Consider the following 17,959-nt stretch of genomic DNA (forward strand, 5'->3'; position numbering starts at 1 on the left):
AGGTTTGCTACTGCGAATTGCAGAAATGGCTGTGCAAAATCTACAGAGACTAACCTAGAAGACATGGATTTTGCTCGCAGTCGCCAAGAATCGGCTCATTTTGAATATGTTGCCGAAACGGGATCAACCAATACTGATCTGATTACAACAGCCGCGAGCCTTCCTGATTTTTCAGTTCGCGTGGCTGGCTACCAGAATGCTGGTCGCGGCCGTTCGGGCAGACAGTGGTTGGCTCCTGAGGGTAGTTCACTGTTCGTTTCAATTTTGCTCAAGCCAACCGGAATGTCGGCCTCAAAGTTTTCTTGGCTGCCGCTAATTGCCGGTCTTGCGATGACCGAGGCGGTCTCTGATCTGATCGCTCCAACCAAGCCAACCCTCAAATGGCCCAACGATGTTTTGATCAACGAACGCAAAATTTCTGGAATTCTTAGCGAATTAGTGCCAGATCTAAGCGGTGTAGTGGTCGGTGCCGGACTCAATGTTTTGCAGACTCAAGAAGAACTTCCGATCGAGAATGCGACATCCTTGGCCATTGAAAAGGCGCACACTTTGAACCTGGATGAAGTTCTGGCTCGTTACTTGGTGAACTTCAAGAGTCATTATTCGAGATTTGTTGGTGCCTCTGGCGACGCGGTCAAGAGCGGAATTCGCTTTAGTGTGATCGAGACCTGCGGAACCCTGAACCGCAAGGTTAGGGCCATTTTGCCGGGTGATTCAGAGGTGATTGGCGAGGCGGTTGGCATCGATGACAGTGGCCGTTTGATTTTGTTGCCAGACGGTGCAAATCAGGTAATGCCAGTGGCTGCTGGCGATATCGTTCACTTGAGACACAATTAGAACAATGACTTTTTTTGCAGAACAACGAATTGCTAAGTTGCGCCCTCGTGGTGGCAAGTTGTTCGTACCCACGGCCATTTTGGGGCTCGACGCCGCGGTTTTCGCATTCTTGGCTAATAGATTCAGCGAGCAGTGGCAGCTGATCAGCGAATACGCAATTTTGGGTGCGGTCGCATTTCTATTTTGGTTAGTTCCTGTTCTTCGCTACCTGAGCACTTATCTCGAGGTCACCACCTCAAGAGTGATCTACCGCTCGGGTCTGATGGGGCAAAAACGATTCGAGGTCAGCCTCAGCCAGATTACTCAGGTTGAGTTAGCCAAGGGAAGGGCCTTCACGATCTTCACCAAGGATGGCCGCACAGAAACCGTGGTTGATATGCCCAAAGCCAAGATGATTGCTGTAGAAATTGACCGCCTAGCTGCGTCAATATAGAACCAAAGGGATTGGAATCGGAATGACTGAACTGCGCCTAGGCGTTATTGGTGGCGGCCAGCTTGCCCGAATGATGACCCCGCCGGCCATCAACCTTGGTATCAACATCAAGGTGTTGGCTGAAGCCGAGGGTTCGTCTGCAGCTCTTGCAACCACCCAGGTGGGCGACTACAACCAGCTATCTGTGGTTCGTGAATTCGCTAAGACCGTTGATGTAATCACCTTTGATCACGAGCATGTTCCGCTTGCTGTGCTCGAGGCGCTAGAGGCAGAAGGCGTATCGGTGCAACCGCCAAGCAAAGCACTTGCGTTTGCTCAGAATAAATTGAGCATGAGAAAGCGCCTTGGTGCATTGGGTATGCCAATGCCTGACTGGGCTGAGATTCAAGATGCCGCAACACTTAGTGCTTTTATTGAGGCCCACGATGGCGTAGCAATTTTGAAGACTCCGATTGGCGGCTACGACGGCAAGGGCGTTCGAGTTGTTCGTTCGGCCGAGGATGCAGCCGACTGGTTGGCTAATCTGGCTAATTTTGGTGGCAGTTTGCTGGCTGAAGAAAAAGTTGACTTTGTTCGTGAGCTAGCGCAGCTGAGTGCGCGCAGGCCATCAGGAGAATTTCTCGCTTGGCCGCTGGTTGAGACACAGCAAGAAAATGGTGTCTGCTCGGTGGTCTTGGCCCCTGCGCCTGAGGTTTCAAAGGCAACACTCGACACAACTGCTGAGATTGCAAAGGCAGTGGCAGAAGGCCTCGGCGTCACCGGAGTGCTTTCAGTTGAAATGTTTGAAGCACGCGATGGCAGAATTCTCATCAATGAGTTGGCAATGCGCCCGCATAACTCAGGCCATTTCAGCATTGAGGGTTCGGTTACCAGCCAATTCGAACAGCACATCCGAGCGGTTCTAGATTTGCCACTTGGTTCAACCCAGCCACATGCCAAGCACGCGGTGATGGTGAACCTTTTGGGTGTCGACGACAAGAATGACTTCATTCAGGCCTACGGATCTGCCCTTGCGGCTCACCCCGAAGCTAAGGTACACACCTACGGCAAGTCGGCTCGAGCCGGCCGCAAGATGGGCCACGTCACCGTAATTGGCGATTCTGCTGCGCACGCGCTCGCCGAAGCCAAAGGTGCTGCAGCCGTTTTGCTACGGGGATAAATCACCCCCATTCGGTAAAATTTAGGGGTCGCCGAATCGCTAGGAGCCCCATGTCTGCATCATCTTCAGTACAACCAATCGTTGGTGTTGTAATGGGTTCAGACTCAGACTGGTCGGTCATGTCTGACGCCGCTCAAATTCTTAAAGAGTTCGGCATCGCTTTTGAGGTTGAAGTGCTCTCGGCTCACCGCACTCCAGAAAAGATGATCGAGTGGGGTAAGGCAGCTGCCGGTCGCGGAATCAAAGTCATTATTGCCGGTGCCGGTGGCGCAGCTCACCTGCCTGGAATGTTGGCTTCGGTCACTACCCTTCCGGTTATTGGAGTGCCAGTTGCGTTGGCAAAGCTTGATGGCATGGATTCACTGCTATCGATCGTTCAGATGCCTGCCGGTATTCCAGTAGCAACAGTTTCAATCGGCGGCGCCAAGAACGCCGGAATTTTGGCCGCACGAATTATCGGTGCGTTTGATCCAGAAATCTCAGATGCCATGGCTACCTTTAGCGAGGACCTAAAGCACCAGGTTGCTGAGAAGAATGCGAAGCTAAAATCTCAAATCTGAACCAAAGGCTGAGTCAGAGAAATGCGCAACCGCGTTCCGCCAGCCCATTCAAGAACTTAGATCGAGCCACCCCCGAGCAGATGAATCGCCGGGCCTGGTGGCTAATTGTGCTTGCTCTCATTGTTCCTGGATCAGCGCAACTCGTTGCCGGAAACCGAAAGCTCGCGCGCTTTGGTTTGACCGCGACTCTAAGCCTCTGGGCCTTGGGGCTCTTGCTTCTCATCCTTGGGCTAATCAATAAAACCTGGGTGCTTTGGCTGGCGACCGTGCCGTTTGTCATGGGTTTGTTCGCTGTAATTCTTTTTGCCTATGCTGCAATCTTTGCCGTGCTGACTCTGGATGCCCTCCGCCTACTTAAGTTAGGCCGCCTCTACAGTCGAGAACGCTGGATAGCCCTTGCAGCAATTCTTCTAACCGCCTCCCTTGGAACTTCAGGGCTTGCCTACGCGGGCAACCTTGCTGGAGTCCAGTCAAATTTGATTGGCACGATTTTCAATCAGGGCGGATTAACCACTCCGGTGGATGGCCGCTTCAACATCATGCTTCTTGGTGCCGATGCCGGAGCTGACCGTTTCGGAATTCGCCCTGACAGTATTTCGGTGATCAGCATCGACGCCGAGACTGGTGACGCCATTAACGTCGGCATTCCGCGCAACATGCAGCACGTGAGTTTTTCTGCAGGGTCGCCAATGCTTGAGGTTTATCCGAACGGTTGGGACTGCGGCCTGGAGTGTCTAATCAACGCCATTTACAAGGATGTTGAAGACAATCACGCTGACCTTTACCCGAATGCCACAAAGCAGGGTTCAACCCCCGGCACCGAGGCTACCCGGGATGCAGTTGAATGGGTCACCGGCTTAGAGATTCAGTCTTATGTGTTGGTAGACATGTCGGCATTCTCAACCTTGATTGATGCACTCGGCGGCATTGACATCAATGTGAAGCAGCGATTGCCAATCGGTGGACAAGCCGACGATCTCTCAGATGTAAAGGGCTGGATCGAAGTAGGGCAACAACACATGGATGGCTACCATGCCCTCTGGTATGCGCGTTCGCGTCACTCAACCAATGACTATGACCGCATGCGTCGCCAGCACGAGGTCGAAGATGCGATGCTCGCACAGATGGACCCGAAGACGATTCTGACTAGGTTCCAAGAGATTGCCTCTGCTGGCAAAAAATTGGTTCGCACCGATATTCCGAGCGGAATGCTGGCCAATTATCTTGATCTTGCAACCAAAGCCCGCGCGAAAGGCATTAAATCTGTGCCGATCGTGCCGCCTGACTTTGACATGATTCACCCAGATTTCACAGCAATTCGTGAAACGATTAAAACGGCAATGATTGTGACTCCAGAAAAGGAGCAGTAATGAAAAAGGTTTTAACCGCAGCTACTGCACTAGGCCTAGTTACCCTGCTGTCAGGTTGCGCCCTGCTATATCCAAATTGGGGAACCTCTGAGGGCCCGAGTGATTCGCAGAGCCCTTCGGCAAGTGCCACGGCGACGCCTTCTGAAACCCCAAGCGAATCTGCTTCCCCCTCACCTTCGGTTGACCTAAAGCCCGCAACTGTTTCATTCATCGACTATGGAACCGACGGCAGCTCGGTTTATGTGATTGCTGAGGTTACCAACGTTGCCGAAAACGGTGGCCAGTGCACCCTCAATTTTTCTAGTGGCAGCACCAGCAAGACGCTGACTGTTAAGGCAGAAGAAAATGCCAGTTCAACTCAGTGCTACCCGATTTATTTGCCATTGACCGGATTACCGAAGGGCGCCGCCAAGCTGACGGTTAGCTATGCATCGCCTGGGTATTCGGTCTCATCGCAAACTGTTGAGGTCACAGTTCCCTAATGCAAAAGCGGTTCAAGAAAGTCGTTGCACTAATAGCCATCGCGCTGTTGGTTGCAACCGGCTTAACCGCGCTCATGGCAGCTGAGCCTGAGGCCAAATCAGAAGCTGCAGTCGCTTCACAATTTGACCCAGGGCTAATCATCAGCGACAGCGTTTTTTATGACTTTGGAACGATGAATCCGTCTCAGATTCAGGCATTTTTGGTGAGCAAAGCACCTGCCGCCTGTGCCGACAATTTGATTGGCCCAAAGTGCATCAAAGATTTCAAGATGGACACCCAGGCGGTAACGGGTGAGTCTGGTCGATGCGCTTCGATGCCAGCCAGAACCGACCAAACCGCGGCGCAGATTATTTATTACGTTGCACGGGCCTGTGGCATAAACCCGCGCGTGCTGATCGTCACCCTGCAAAAAGAACAGGGCTTGATTCAGTCGTCAAACCCAAGCCAACGCATGTATGACTTTGCTCTCGGAATGAGTTGCCCTGACACCCCTAGCGGTTGCTCTAAGGCTGATGCTGGTTTCTTTTGGCAACTTTATAAAGGCGCAGGTCAGCTGCAGTGGTACGGCGATCCTCGAGGCTCATTTACCTATCTTCGAGTTGGCACCGACATCAAGCGCGACTATCAAGCCAACATGTCATCTTGCGGTTATCGCACCTTCAGATTGAAAAGCCAGGCAACGGCAGCCCTTTATTACTACACGCCTTACACTCCGAACCAACCTGCGCTAGACAACCTTTATGGCGAGGGTGACAACTGCAGTGCCTATGGCAACCGCAATTTCTGGCGCTTCTACACCGACTGGTTTGGCAGCACTGTTGGTGGCGGTTTCTTGCTCAAAAGCGAGACCAGCGGCACCTATCTGATTGTCGAGAACAAGAAGTACTTGATCGCAGATGACGAGGCGGTCACCGCCTACGCATCGCTTGGGCCGGTGGGTACCGTTTCAGAGCCTTACCTGAATTCATTCATCGACTCGGGAAATATGAGTCGCCTGGTTCGAGGAAGCACCACCTATTACTTCATTGATGGAAGCAAGAGATATGCCTTCACCAACGTGGCCCAGGTGGCCGAGTTTGGTTATGACGCAACTAAGGCAGTTCGGCTAACCAGTTCTCAGTTCTCAGCTCTTCCGAGCGGCGGCACCATGACCGAATATGTCGCAGGCGCTGACGGCAGCAAGTTTTTGATCGAAGATGGCAAGAAGAGGCAAATTCTTGACCAAGCCTCAATTGCTTCGACCCCGCTGCCTGCGCTCTCAAAGGTGAAAATCTCGGCCTTCGGAGAACTCCCTTGGGGTAACCCGATCATCCGTGCCGGTTCAACTTTTGTCACTAACAGCACTGGTCGAACCATGCTTTATGACGGCACCAAGGTTTATGAAGTATCGCCAGAAGTTAAAGCTGATTTCACAATATCGAACTGGTTCACCGCATCGACCGGAAAAATGAATGAAGCAGCAATCGCGCCAGTATTGAGCGACCAAAAATTAAAGCCAATATTTGCTAACGAAGCCGGAAACCAGTTCATTCTCACTGCCAATGGCAAGCGACCGGTTGCCGTTGGCTCACAGCTTTTGACCTCGGTGCCCGTCATGTCTCAGGCCGTGATTGATGACATTCCGACAGCGAGCACCGCACCCATCGCAGCAACCACCTTTGCCAAGGCAACTAATTCAACCAACACCTTCTTGATCGATCACGGCAAGAAGCGTCTTTTGGTTACCACCGCAGATCGGGCAAGATTTGAGGGTTTGGTGCCAAGCATCCGTGTTGAATCTTTGAACCCTTCGGTTATGGCGATGTTTGCTGAAGCTGGGCCGCTTTACACACCGGGAACATTCGTCAAAACATCTGACACCGGTGAAAGCTTCTTGATTGACACGCTGGGTCGCGCGATCAGCATTCCAAGTGCCGGTCAAGCTGCGCTTCTAGGTTTGGTTTCACCTAAGTCAGTCACTCTGAGCAAGTTGACCGGTTACTCGCGCACCGCCACATTTAACCGAGTCAAAATCAAGTGTGGAACCCAAACTTATTTGGCAGTCACCGGAGTTCTTTATCCAATCGCTGATGATCTGGCTGCAGAGTATCCGGGCGTCACTGCAACACTTTCTAGCCAAGGCTGCGCAGGCCTGGCCAAGAGCACGGTTCAAGTTGGTACCTACATTCAAACCACTGACCCATCAAAGCTTTGGCTGGTAGACGATGGCAAGCGCACCCAAGTGACCACCGCTCAATACCAGGGTCGTGGTGCGGGAGTGTTGCCGGCCGTAAAAGTTGGGCCTTATTTTGCAACGAAGATTGCAATTGCCAGCACGGTTTCAGCTACTCCAGCCCCGACCAACACACACGTGGTTGCCAGCGGTGAGACTTTCTCTTCGATAGCAACTAAATATGGTCTGACCGTGACTCAGCTCAAGGCGCTGAACCCAACTGTGACTAACATCAACAGCATCCGTGTTGGTCAGCTGCTGATTATTCGCTAGTTATTTTTCTGGCTTTTGTGCCGGCTTGAAAAACTTTGTGAACGAATAAATTCTGAGGCGCTTGGATGATCTCCCGCGGGGCTCAAGTTTTTCTTCTGGCTCATTCACTTTGATCGCGAACAAGCTGAGTAGTACCCAACCGATTTCAATCAGCATGCGACTTTCGGTCAGGCTCCAAACTACAAGCCCTACGAAAACAAGAACTGGCCATAGATAAAGTGCAACCGTGTGACGCACCGCAAGGCGCCAGAGCTTGATGAAAGTTAGCAACAGCAGCGTTGCAAAAAGTAGAGCGCCGATAATTCCTAGCTGAAGGTAAACATCAAGGTAGGCATTATGCGCTTGGTAATAAGGCACGTGATTGATTACCACTAGGCCTTCGAAAGGCTTCACGCCTGGCACCCAGTGGCTTGTCCAGCCCCAACCGAGCCAAGGCCGCTCTTGAATCAGACCTAGCACGAGCTTCCAGATTCCACTGCGGCCAGTCATGTCGGGGCTCTTGCCAAAAAACTCAAAGACTTCGGCTCGGAACACCAGAACCAAAATTGCTACCGTTCCGGCACTCGCCCAGGCAACTCGGTAATAGCGGTGGCGAGTATCGCGGTCTTTACCCTCTGCTGCAATTGACACGACGGCCGACACTGCGATGGCTGCCATGGCAAAACCGATGCCGGCAGACTTGGCCAGCAAGATCGCCGAGACTGCGGCCAAGATGCTCAGAAGGTTAACCCAGCGCTTGGTGCCGATGATTGCAAATTCGATTGCGAAGACCACAAACCCGATCATGGCCACGTAGGCGAGAAGGTTTGAGTTTCCTACAATTCCCTGGATGCGGTCGCCGTTAAACAGGTTTCCCTGCACCCAATAGAACGCCGGTGCCGGAGGAACGTCGCCCTGGTAATTCTTGAAGATCGGTGCGATTGGACCATGCAAAATTGCAGCTGCGATGAACTCCATGAGAAAGGAGGTAGCCAAAATAAAGCGAATGACGTTGGCAAATATTCTCAGAAGGTGACGCCAGCTAAACAGTGCAGCTAAGAAGAAGCCGAATCCGGTGGTGGCGATTTGAAGAATTGAGGCCAGCACCGTGACTGCTGCGTAGGCCGACCAAATTGAACTGAGCACCATGTATCCGAGCAGCGCCCAGAGTGGCCAAGGAACTTCGCTTAGAACTACTTCTGATCGGTTTCTGACCATGAGTGCTACAAAGCCGAAAACTAGGGCACCGAGAAGAAATCCCCAACCCCACCAGCCAATTGAGTAGCGAACAGCATCGCCGGCCATCAAGGTGAAGATAGCACCCGAGGCAAGCCAAGTCTTTGACTTATAGCCTTTTTCGCGCGTGTTGAAGACGACGCGAATAGGTTTGGTAAGAGCGTTCATTGCCACTTTCTTAGGGGTGCCGGTTCAAGTCTAAATCGCACTCGCGAAGTTAGGCTTAGTTGCGCAGGTGAAAGGTAAAAGATGCTCCAGAAGATAGGCAACGTCGCACGCGACTATGCATGGGGTTCGCGCACCTTGATTTCTGACTACTTTGGGCTACCTCAGTCACAGTTGCCTATGGCTGAGATTTGGTATGGCACTCATCCTGGCTCACCGGCTTTTCTAGTTGATGAGCCAAATAAATCTCTCAGCGAAGCTCTGGGCGGAAAACAACTTTCGTTCTTGTTAAAAATTTTGGCGGCCGATGCCCCGCTTTCGATTCAAGCTCACCCAAACGCTGAACAAGCGCGATTTGGTTTCGAAGCCGAGAATGCTGCTGGCGTACCGCTGAATTCAAGTGCCAGAAATTACAAGGATGACCAGCACAAGCCTGAGGTCATCGTTGCTCTTACCGAGTTCAGAGCGCTCTGTGGTTTCAAGCCCCTCAAGCAAATCGAATTCTTCTTGGCTGATTTGGCTGAGCACCCAGCCGTTAGCGACGGTTTTAGGAGTATGAGCAAGCGGTGGCTCGATCTTCTGGCCGAGCCAAATGGTTTGCAAAAGGTTTTCTCAGACATTCTTCACCGCCGCGGAAACCTAGACGGCTACAACGCTGAACTTGCGGCACTTGCCGAGAACGAAGCCCAATTCGGCTTGGCCGAAGAGCTGAATCTGCAGTACCCGGGTGACCCTGGCGTGGTGGTCGCAATGCTGATGAACCAGGTTTATCTTGAACCGGGGCAGGCACTATTTTTGCCGGCAGGCAACATCCATGCCTATCTCGGTGGGCTCGGTGTCGAAGTCATGGCATCTTCAGATAACGTGCTGCGAGGCGGTCTAACCACCAAACACCTGGATATCGACGAGCTCGAAAAAGTCGTTGATTTTGTTGCCGGCGAACTGCCTCTAGTCAAGCCAATTGAGATCTCAAACGGGCTGACCAGTTATCCGTGTGAAGTTGATGAGTTCATGCTTTATCGAGCCGAGTTAGACGGAACCGTAGTTTTAGCCGATCTGAATTTGGCGGGGGATTGCGTGGCGCTCTGCACGGCTGGAGAAATTTCAATCAGTTCGAGCTTGGATGAACGAATTGTTATAAAACGAGGCGAAGCAGCCTTTTTGTCGGCAGATGCGAAGCTTTTCAGCCTTGCTGGTGCGGGAACCGCCTATTTGGCGCTCGGCAGCGTTCGTTAAACACTGGGTAAACCCCGTTATAAAGCCTAAATACAGCCTTTAGGGTTGCAACTTTCAACTTGACACAGACCGAATGACAAGAGTGTAATTACATGCAAGGAAGTATTTGAAAGACTCTTCGCGTTCGCTCGAGCAGTCGGTTAAGGAAAAAGTAATGGATAGTCGTAATCGTGTTCCAGAAAACTGGTTCGTCGACCCAATCCGACTAGGTGTCGCGGGGGCGTACTCAGATCCTGAAAGTGACCCACTAGCCTGGCAGGCAGATGCACTTTGTGCACAGACCGACCCTGAGGCATTCTTTCCTGAAAAGGGTGGCTCAACCCGCGATGCTAAGCGCATTTGTACAGGTTGCGATGTAAAGGCTCAGTGCCTTGACTATGCACTTGCCAATGACGAGCGTTTCGGTATCTGGGGTGGCCTTTCTGAGCGTGAGCGTCGCAAGCTAAAGAAGCTCGCTTAGTTCTAAGCGCGTTTAGCCGCAGGTCATGGAACTTTTTGTTACCGCGGTTGTCGTATCTCACGATCAACCGGAATATCTTGCGACAACCCTAAAAGCCCTTGCTCAGCAGAGCGTGCCGCTGCAGCAAGTGATTATTGTCGACAGTTCTAACTCGGATGAACCTTCTGAAGTAGCCAAGAACGCTGGCTTTGATGCACCTCTTCGAGTTTCTACAAAACTTGGACTAGCTGAAATTCTGAATTCGGCTCGAGCTGAAATAAACCCTGAGAGCAGCTGGCTTTGGTTGCTGCATGACGACAGCGCACCTCAGGTAAGTGCGCTTGAAAATCTTCTAAGGGCAATTGAACTTTCACCATCGGTAGCTGTTGCCGGGCCAAAGCAGGTCGAGTGGTCAAACCCCAAGATTGTGATGCAGCAGGGCCTGACCCTAACTAGATCTGGTGATTTATTTTCTTTGGTTAGCGGAGAGCTAGACCAAGGGCAGCACGATGACGTAGATGACGTGATGGCTGTTGGCACGGCCGGAGCGCTTTATCGCCTAGACGTATTTGATGAACTTGGCGGCCTGGACGCCAATGCGCCGGCACTAGCTGCCGATCTTGACTACTCAATTCGTGTGCGCACCGCTGGGCACCGAGTTGTGGTTGTGCCTGATGCCAAAGTGGCACACGCCGGCCTATCGCTTCAAGGTGAGCGACCGCGCAGGTGGCTGAGAACCTCGCCTCGCACTGCTAAGCGTCGGGCAGCGATTCATCTCAGGTTGGTTTATTCGCCGCTGCTTTCTGCACTGACTTATTGGCTGTTGTTGCCACTCCTCGGTTTGTTTCGAGCCTTTTGGCGAATTCTGAAAAAACGCCCCGACCGCATCTGGCTTGAACTCGCTGGTGCCACCTGGGGTTTTGTTACCGGCCCGGCAAGGTTGCTAAGCCGACGCAAAGCTTATTCGCATGCCGTGGTTCCCTTTAAGAAGTTCTTGCCCTTGCGTGCTAGCTGGCTGCAGGTGCGATCGGCAGCCCGAGCGCAGGTCGAAGCTGAGCAGACCCGAGTAACTCTCGAGGCTTTCGAACGTGGCGAGCTTGAAGGGTCTTCGGCTGTCAGCACAACCGGCTTTGGAGCCGGAGGCGGCCTCTGGGTTGCCGCACTTTTGACCGCACTGAGTTTTTTCTTTTTTCCTACCGACATCGCTGTGACCGGGCAAGGGGCACTCCCGCTAAGTGCATCATGGTTAGAGCTGTTTTCGAAGGCCGGAGCCAGTTACCAAGATTTAGGTTTCGGGTTTTATGGCCCTAGTGATCCGTTCGTTTGGGTGCTAGCTCTGGTTGGTTCGATAACCTTCTGGGCGCCATCTTTGGCACTGGTTTTGATTCTGTTTTTAGCTAAGGCACTGGCGTTCATCGGGGCTTGGCGAGTGGTTGCACTGGTGACTGAATCTGCGGCCGTGAGAATTCTCAGTGCGCTGGCATTTGCGCTGTGGCCTTCGATTGCCTTGGCGCAAAATCAAGCTGACCTGCCTACTCTCTTTGCCGTTCTAAGCCTTCCTTGGTTTGTTTTGGCCTTGGCTCGAATCACCAACTTGGGTAAATCTGCTTCGGCTAAGTCAGCAGCTCAGACTTGGTCATGGGTTGCAATTGCCGGCCTTTTGATGTTCATCGGCGGGGCGAGTTCGCCCATCCTTGGTGTTTTCATGTTGGTGGTGTTGGCAGTTGTTGCTGTGGTTCGCATTCGCCGCATCGGTTTCTTGGTTTGGATTCCAGCGCCACTGGCCGCTGTTTTTGGCCCTACATTCTTGTTCCACCTAACCCACCAAAGGCTGCTGGCTCCGCTTGCTCAGCCTGGGCTCGCCATCGATAGCCAGCCGGTAGGTTTTTGGCAGCTTGTGTTGGGTGGGCCAACCTTTGGCTTCGAGCTGCCACTGATTGGGCAATTCTCTGGCTGGGCAATTGTTCCTGTGATTCTGATTGGGCTCTTAGCGCTATTGCAAAAACGGTTAGCGACGGGGCTTGTAATTTCGTCGCTTTCGGTGGCTGCCTTGGCGCTAGCTTGGTTTATCCAGGGCGTTTATTTTGAACCCCTCGGTGTTCAAGGTTCTTCGGCGGCACTAACGGCAGCCGCGGGTCTTGGTTTTGCAACCATGCTGGCACTTGCACTTGACCAGGTGCGTTCGATTGCGGCTCGACGTTGGTTTGCGGGCACGCTGGCAATAATCACGATTGTTCCTTCGCTGGTGCTTTTGGCAGTGACCAAGCCTGAAATTAAATTCACGGATGCCCGAGTTGTGCCAGCCATTGTTGCAGCTGAACAGCAGCAGGGCAGCCAGCTCAAGATGCTCGTAATCAGTGCCGAGACTCAAGAGTCAGGCCAGTCTTTATTCAGGGCCGAGCTACAAGACGGCAGTGGCTTGAGCCTGGATGATTTGAGCAATAACTATTTGTTTGCTCTAGACAGTTTGGAATCAAACAAGACTGCCGAACTTTCGGCCTTGGTTGCGAACCTGGCGTCAGCCAACGGAACTGAGTTAGCCCTGGCGCTCAAAATGGCTCAGGTGGGCTACATCTTGGTTCCGGCTTCTTCGGGTTCTGCAGTTGCTGAATTGGCGATCGGTCTGAACTCGATCAAAGAGCTCGAGGCCGTCGGTAGTACCGAATTTGGCCAACTGTGGCGAGTGGTGAATCCGGCAACTGATCTGCCTGCGGTGGATGAAACCAAGTTCTGGTCGGTAACCAAGGGAATTCAATTTGCCGTTCTACTGGTATTTATTTTGCTGGCCTTACCAACCGGATCAACTCGCAAGCGCACCGCTGGCGCGAGTGAAATTTTTGTTGAGGCTGGCGAAGAATGATTAAGCAGATTTTTGGCCTTGCATCAGTGGTTGCCGCACTCACCGCTGGCACAATACTTGCACCGAGTTTTGAATTAAATGTTGGCGTGAAACAGTCGGCGGCCGAAGTGCAGGTCAAGGCGCGAGATTTGAGTTTGGTTTGCCCCGGTGGCGTGTATCAATCTGGTGGTAGTTCTGGCACAAAGCTTGGGTCATTCGTTCAAATTGGCTCACCAATCATCTCTAGCGCCTACAGCCAGGCTGGCTCTACCGAATTAGTTTCGAATGATGGCGTTTATACGGTGAGCGATTCGACCGGCGATGCCCAGCAAGGTTCAACTCTGTTGAACGTTAATCAGATTCAACTGGCTAACACCTCGACGATCTCGGGTTTGGCGGCGGCAGCTTGCCAGCGACCATCGAGCGAGATGTGGATTAACGGTGGCGACACCACCACCGGGCACGAAGCGCTTTTGATTTTGCGTAACGCTGGCGCCACCGATGCAACTGTAGACCTCGAGATTTTTAGCGAGGGCGGCTCAGTAGACGCACCAGGGCTCAAAGGAATTGCTGTGTCGGCCGGACAATCCATTGTTTTGCCACTTGCTGGTCTGATTCCTAAAACCGCAACTTTCACCACACATATTTCGGCTCACGGCGGTGCCATTGCTGCCTGGGTTCAGCAACGCGTGGTTCACGGGCTAGCGGCGGCGGGTGTTGACTTTATTTCGCCTTCTCCTGATGCCAGTGTTGACGCCGTTGTGTCTGGCGTGTTTATTCGTGGTTCAGCGCTAGTTACCAGATTGGTGAAGTCTGACGCCAGCTATGGTGACCTTCGCCCAACCCTTAGAATTTTTGTGCCGGGAACCAAGCCGGCAACCTTCACCGCTCAAATTATGGGCGCGACTGCTGAAACTTTTGGCACGGTAATTCATGAAGAAGTCCCCGGCGGAACAGTGGTTGACTTCAAGCTCACCGGTTTGGTTGACGGCGACTATGTTGCCCTAATCAATTCTGATCAGCCGGTTATCGCCTCGGTTCGCCTTTCGCGAGTTGTTGCAAGTCGAACCCCTGATTTCACCTGGCTGTCTGCGGCCGAGGGGTTCAATAATGCCCGGATGATTTCGATCCCCGCCCCGGGAATTTCAAAGATCTGCATCTATGACAAAACCACCGGCAAGGTCTCGGTAGAAAAACTCACTGGCGGCAGTGACTACGGTTTCACCGCGGGTGATTCTGTTCGATATGCAACGGTGATTGTTGATGTTGATGGAGCGGTTGCAAACATCCCAGTGCTTGATCAAAAAAATGCTGGCGGCAAGGTTTCGGTTACCGTTCGCTAGCTTGGTTTAGCGTTCGTCAGCGCCAGGGATCAGTTCCCAGGGCTCTTTGCCGATAAGTGCTGCAGCAGCTGTGAAAACGTATTCTTCGATGTGCATGCGCTCGTGAAGTTTTTCGCTGCGCTTGAAATGACCCATGCGCTCTATGGGTAGTCGATAGATGATGATTTGGGTTGCGTCTTTTCTAATCGACCAACGGCGAACACTCTCAACGCCTTCGCTAAATGCTGGTGCATCATAGATTTTGTAACTCAGATTCGAAAGCTGTTCTGGCCAAGCGCTCTTCAAAAACTCGCAGGTGCTGGCCACAATTTGTTCAAAGCCCTGGCCTCTTGCCCCGTTGCGAAATAGGGGGCTCAACAGTGGCTGGCGAATGCCTCGACTATGTCGATCACGGCTCTTGCCTCTGCCCAGCGACTTATCAACCATGCCCTCCAGTGTATTGAATTGGTATCCTAGAAGTTCTGCCCTTATAGATACGGAGTTTCATGTCAATCGACTGGAATGCCCTCGTAAAAACCTACGACGTGCGCGGATTGGTTGGCTCTCAGCTGACCCCAGAAATCGTCGCAGCTCTAGCTGCAGGCTTTGTAGATGAACTTGAGGCTGCTGGCCAAGATGTAGTCGTCGGCCACGATATGCGCGATTCATCGCCTGAGTTTGCTGACGCATTTGCAACGGGCGCTCGCGCTCGCGGAGCAAATGTTGTTTCGATCGGCCTTTGTTCAACCGACGAGTCATATTTTGCCTCTGGTGTTCTAAACGCACCGGCTGCCATGTTCACCGCAAGCCACAACCCGGCCACCTACAACGGCATCAAGTTCTCTCGCGCTGGTGCTCGAGGAGTAAGCCTGAACACCGGCTTGGCGAACATCCGAGACCGCGCTGCGGTTTATCTTGAGACCGGCATAGAAGAGGTGGACCAGCCTGGTTCTTACCGCGACCTGCACATCTTGGTTCAGTACGCCAGTTATCTGCGCGAGATGGTTGACCTTCACAACATTCGACCACTCAAGGTAGTGGTTGATGCCGGCAACGGCATGGGCGGCATGACTGTGCCAGCCGTATTGGGTACCGCATCAGATTTGAGCCGTCTGCCACTCGAGATCATCCCGATGTATTTCGAATTAGACGGAAGCTTTCCGAACCACGAAGCCAACCCGCTAGACCCTAAAAACTTGGTCGACCTTCAGAAGGCCGTTCTTGAGCACCAGGCCGACATTGGCCTCGCTTTCGATGGCGATGCTGACCGTTGTTTTGTGGTTGACGAAAAGGGTGAACCAGTTACTCCATCGGCAGTTGCAGCAATCGTTGCTCGTCGAGAAATTGCTCGCGAAAAGGCTACGAACCCGGGTGCGCCGATTACCGTGCTTCACAACCTACTAACTTCAAGAGTTGTCGAAGAAGTCATTGCTGAAGACGGTGCCAAGCCGGTGAAGACCAAGGTCGGTCACTCGTTGATTAAAGACCAGATGGCAGCAACCAACGCAATCTTCGGTGGCGAGCACTCGGCTCACTACTACTTCAGAGACTTCTGGGGTGCCGATAACGGAATGCTGGCGGCAATGCACGTGCTTGCCGAATTTGGTTCTCAAGAGCTTTCGCTTTCGGAATTTTCTAAGCAGTACAACCCTTATTACCTAAGCGGCGAGATTAACTCGACCGTTTCTGATGTTGCAGCCGCCAAGGCTCGCGTTCAGCAGGCATTTGCCGGCCGTGCCGAGTTTGACGAGTTCGACGGCATCACAGCGCAAGGCAAGCCTGCCGAAGCTGGTTCATGGTGGTGGTTCAACGTTCGTTCATCGAACACCGAGCCATTGCTACGTCTAAATGTCGAAGCCAAAAATGAGGCCGACATGATCCAGATTCGTGATGAAGTCCTCGGGCTCATCCAGCAGAAAGCAGAATAATTTGTCACCTCGCGCCTTCGAATTCAAAGTTGCTGACCTTGGCTTGGCTACCGCCGGCCGTCACCAGATTCGTCTAGCCGAAAACGAGATGCCGGGCCTGATGGCTATCCGTGCAGAATTTGCACCTAGTCAGCCGCTGAAGGGCGCGAGAATAACTGGTTCGTTGCACATGACCGTGCAGACGGCGGTGCTGATCGAAACCTTGGTTGCGCTTGGCGCTCAGGTTCGTTGGGCTTCTTGCAACATTTTTTCAACCCAGGATGAAGCTGCCGCAGCTGTTGTTGTCGGGCTTAACGGCACCCCAGACGCACCTGAGGGCACACCGGTTTTTGCTTGGAAGGGCGAAAGCCTTGAAGAGTATTGGTGGTGCACCGACCGCATCTTTGACTGGTCAGCAGAAGCTGCTGCCGAAGGGGCGAGCTACACCGGCCCGAACATGATTCTCGACGATGGTGGCGATGCAACCCTTCTAGTTCACAAGGGTCGCGAGTTCGAAATCGCCGGAGCTGTTCCGGCAACCGCGGCTTCTGACAGCGAAGAATATGGCGTGATTCTTGAATTGCTGCGCAAGTCGCTAGTTTTTGACCCAACTCGCTTCACTCGAATCGCGAGCGAGATAAAGGGTGTCACTGAAGAGACCACCACCGGCGTTCACCGCCTCTACGAGTTCCACAAACGAGGCGAACTTTTGTTCCCGGCCATCAATGTGAACGACTCTGTCACCAAGTCGAAGTTCGACAACAAGTACGGCATTCGCCACTCACTGCCAGACGGACTAAACCGTGCAACCGACACTCTGATGGGCGGCAAGACCGTTTTCGTTGCCGGGTATGGCGATGTTGGCAAGGGTTCAGCCGAGGCAATGCGCGGCCAGGGTGCTCGCGTGATTGTGAGCGAGGTTGACCCAATCTGTGCACTGCAGGCAGTCATGGATGGATTCCAAGTTGCCAAGCTAGAGTCGGTCATCGAAACCATCGACATCTTTGTGACCGCTACCGGTAACACCGCGATCATTCGCCCAGAACACTTGCTTCAGATGAAGCACCAGGCAATTGTTGCCAACGTTGGTCACTTTGACGACGAGGTAGACATGGCCGGCATCAACCGCATCCCAGGGGTTGAAAAAATTGAAATCAAGCCGCAGGTTCACGAGTGGCGACTGCCTAATGGTCGTTCAGTTCTTATTCTGAGCGAGGGTCGATTGATGAACCTCGGAAACGCCACCGGACACCCGAGCTTTGTGATGAGCACCTCATTCGCCAATCAGGTGTTGGCTCAAATTGAGCTTTTTGGCAAGACCGAGAGCTATGCGTTGGGCGTTCACATCTTGCCGAAGACCCTTGACGAAAAGGTTGCGCGTTTGCACTTAGACGCACTTGGTGTTGAATTAACTCAGTTGTCGCCTGAACAGGCTGCCTACATCGGTGTTTCTGTCGATGGTCCGTTCAAGGTTGATCACTACCGCTACTAATTAGAACCAGGGGTAAA

At 52.7% G+C, this 17,959-nt stretch carries 15 protein-coding genes; 13 read left to right on the forward strand and 2 right to left on the reverse strand.

The annotated features are described in order from the left end of the window. Window positions 1-63: 63 nt before the first annotated feature. From Q0L26_RS04580 to Q0L26_RS04610, 7 genes are all read left to right on the forward strand, one after another. A complete protein-coding gene (locus tag Q0L26_RS04580) occupies window positions 64-837 on the forward strand; it encodes a biotin--[acetyl-CoA-carboxylase] ligase (protein ID WP_296648018.1) in 774 nt (257 codons plus the stop codon). Between the two features lie 4 nt (window positions 838-841). After that, window positions 842-1,270 carry a PH domain-containing protein gene (locus Q0L26_RS04585; protein WP_296648022.1) on the forward strand — a complete coding sequence of 143 codons (429 nt, stop codon included), beginning with the start codon at window positions 842-844 and terminating at the stop codon, window positions 1,268-1,270. A 22-nt stretch (window positions 1,271-1,292) separates the two neighbouring features. Then, window positions 1,293-2,429: a 5-(carboxyamino)imidazole ribonucleotide synthase gene (locus Q0L26_RS04590; RefSeq protein ID WP_296648025.1), complete on the forward strand. Its 1,137-nt coding sequence runs from the start codon at window positions 1,293-1,295 to the stop codon at window positions 2,427-2,429. 50 nt (window positions 2,430-2,479) lie between these two features. Continuing rightward, window positions 2,480-2,989, forward strand: coding sequence for a 5-(carboxyamino)imidazole ribonucleotide mutase (purE, locus tag Q0L26_RS04595; protein ID WP_296648028.1), 510 nt, complete (start codon window positions 2,480-2,482; stop codon window positions 2,987-2,989). A gap of 80 nt (window positions 2,990-3,069) precedes the next feature. Further along, the gene (locus Q0L26_RS04600; protein ID WP_296648031.1) at window positions 3,070-4,359 is read left to right on the forward strand and encodes an LCP family protein; all 1,290 of its coding nucleotides are present in this window, start codon (window positions 3,070-3,072) and stop codon (window positions 4,357-4,359) included. Next, complete coding sequence (locus tag Q0L26_RS04605; RefSeq protein WP_296648034.1) at window positions 4,359-4,841, forward strand: hypothetical protein; 483 nt, start codon at window positions 4,359-4,361, stop codon at window positions 4,839-4,841. The genes Q0L26_RS04600 and Q0L26_RS04605 overlap by 1 nt, the downstream gene beginning before the upstream one ends. Next, window positions 4,841-7,327: a LysM domain-containing protein gene (locus tag Q0L26_RS04610; RefSeq protein WP_296648036.1), complete on the forward strand. Its 2,487-nt coding sequence runs from the start codon at window positions 4,841-4,843 to the stop codon at window positions 7,325-7,327. The genes Q0L26_RS04605 and Q0L26_RS04610 overlap by 1 nt, the downstream gene beginning before the upstream one ends. On the opposite strand, the gene Q0L26_RS04615 is transcribed toward Q0L26_RS04610, so the two are convergent. Continuing rightward, entirely contained in the window at window positions 7,328-8,710 is a 1,383-nt protein-coding gene (locus Q0L26_RS04615; protein WP_296648038.1) for an O-antigen ligase family protein, read from the reverse strand. It lies immediately after the preceding gene. Window positions 8,711-8,791: 81 nt separating this feature from the next. Between Q0L26_RS04615 and manA the strand changes: the two genes are divergently transcribed. The 4 genes from manA to Q0L26_RS04635 all read left to right on the forward strand — a co-directional run bounded on the left by manA (window position 8,792) and on the right by Q0L26_RS04635 (window position 14,564). Then, entirely contained in the window at window positions 8,792-9,943 is a 1,152-nt protein-coding gene (manA, locus tag Q0L26_RS04620) for a mannose-6-phosphate isomerase, class I (protein ID WP_296648041.1), read from the forward strand. A 154-nt stretch (window positions 9,944-10,097) separates the two neighbouring features. Next, entirely contained in the window at window positions 10,098-10,403 is a 306-nt protein-coding gene (locus Q0L26_RS04625; protein WP_296648044.1) for a WhiB family transcriptional regulator, read from the forward strand. 25 nt (window positions 10,404-10,428) lie between these two features. Then, entirely contained in the window at window positions 10,429-13,242 is a 2,814-nt protein-coding gene (locus tag Q0L26_RS04630) for a glycosyltransferase family 2 protein (protein WP_296648046.1), read from the forward strand. Beyond that, on the forward strand, window positions 13,239-14,564 hold the full coding sequence (locus tag Q0L26_RS04635; RefSeq protein ID WP_296648049.1) for a DUF5719 family protein: 1,326 nt from the start codon (window positions 13,239-13,241) through the stop codon (window positions 14,562-14,564). The genes Q0L26_RS04630 and Q0L26_RS04635 overlap by 4 nt, the downstream gene beginning before the upstream one ends. Before the next feature lie 6 nt (window positions 14,565-14,570). On the opposite strand, the gene Q0L26_RS04640 is transcribed toward Q0L26_RS04635, so the two are convergent. Then, window positions 14,571-14,990 carry a hypothetical protein gene (locus Q0L26_RS04640; protein ID WP_296648054.1) on the reverse strand — a complete coding sequence of 140 codons (420 nt, stop codon included), beginning with the start codon at window positions 14,988-14,990 and terminating at the stop codon, window positions 14,571-14,573. Between the two features lie 59 nt (window positions 14,991-15,049). On the opposite strand from Q0L26_RS04640, the gene Q0L26_RS04645 reads away from it, so the two are divergent. Continuing rightward, window positions 15,050-16,471 carry a phosphomannomutase/phosphoglucomutase gene (locus Q0L26_RS04645; protein WP_296648057.1) on the forward strand — a complete coding sequence of 474 codons (1,422 nt, stop codon included), beginning with the start codon at window positions 15,050-15,052 and terminating at the stop codon, window positions 16,469-16,471. Between the two features lies 1 nt (window position 16,472). Beyond that, window positions 16,473-17,942 (forward strand): adenosylhomocysteinase, encoded by a 1,470-nt coding sequence (ahcY, locus tag Q0L26_RS04650; protein WP_296648059.1) that lies wholly within the window; start codon window positions 16,473-16,475, stop codon window positions 17,940-17,942. Window positions 17,943-17,959 lie beyond the last annotated feature (17 nt).

Source organism: Rhodoluna sp. (assembly GCF_024641065.1).
In the GTDB taxonomy this organism is placed as follows: domain Bacteria; phylum Actinomycetota; class Actinomycetes; order Actinomycetales; family Microbacteriaceae; genus Rhodoluna.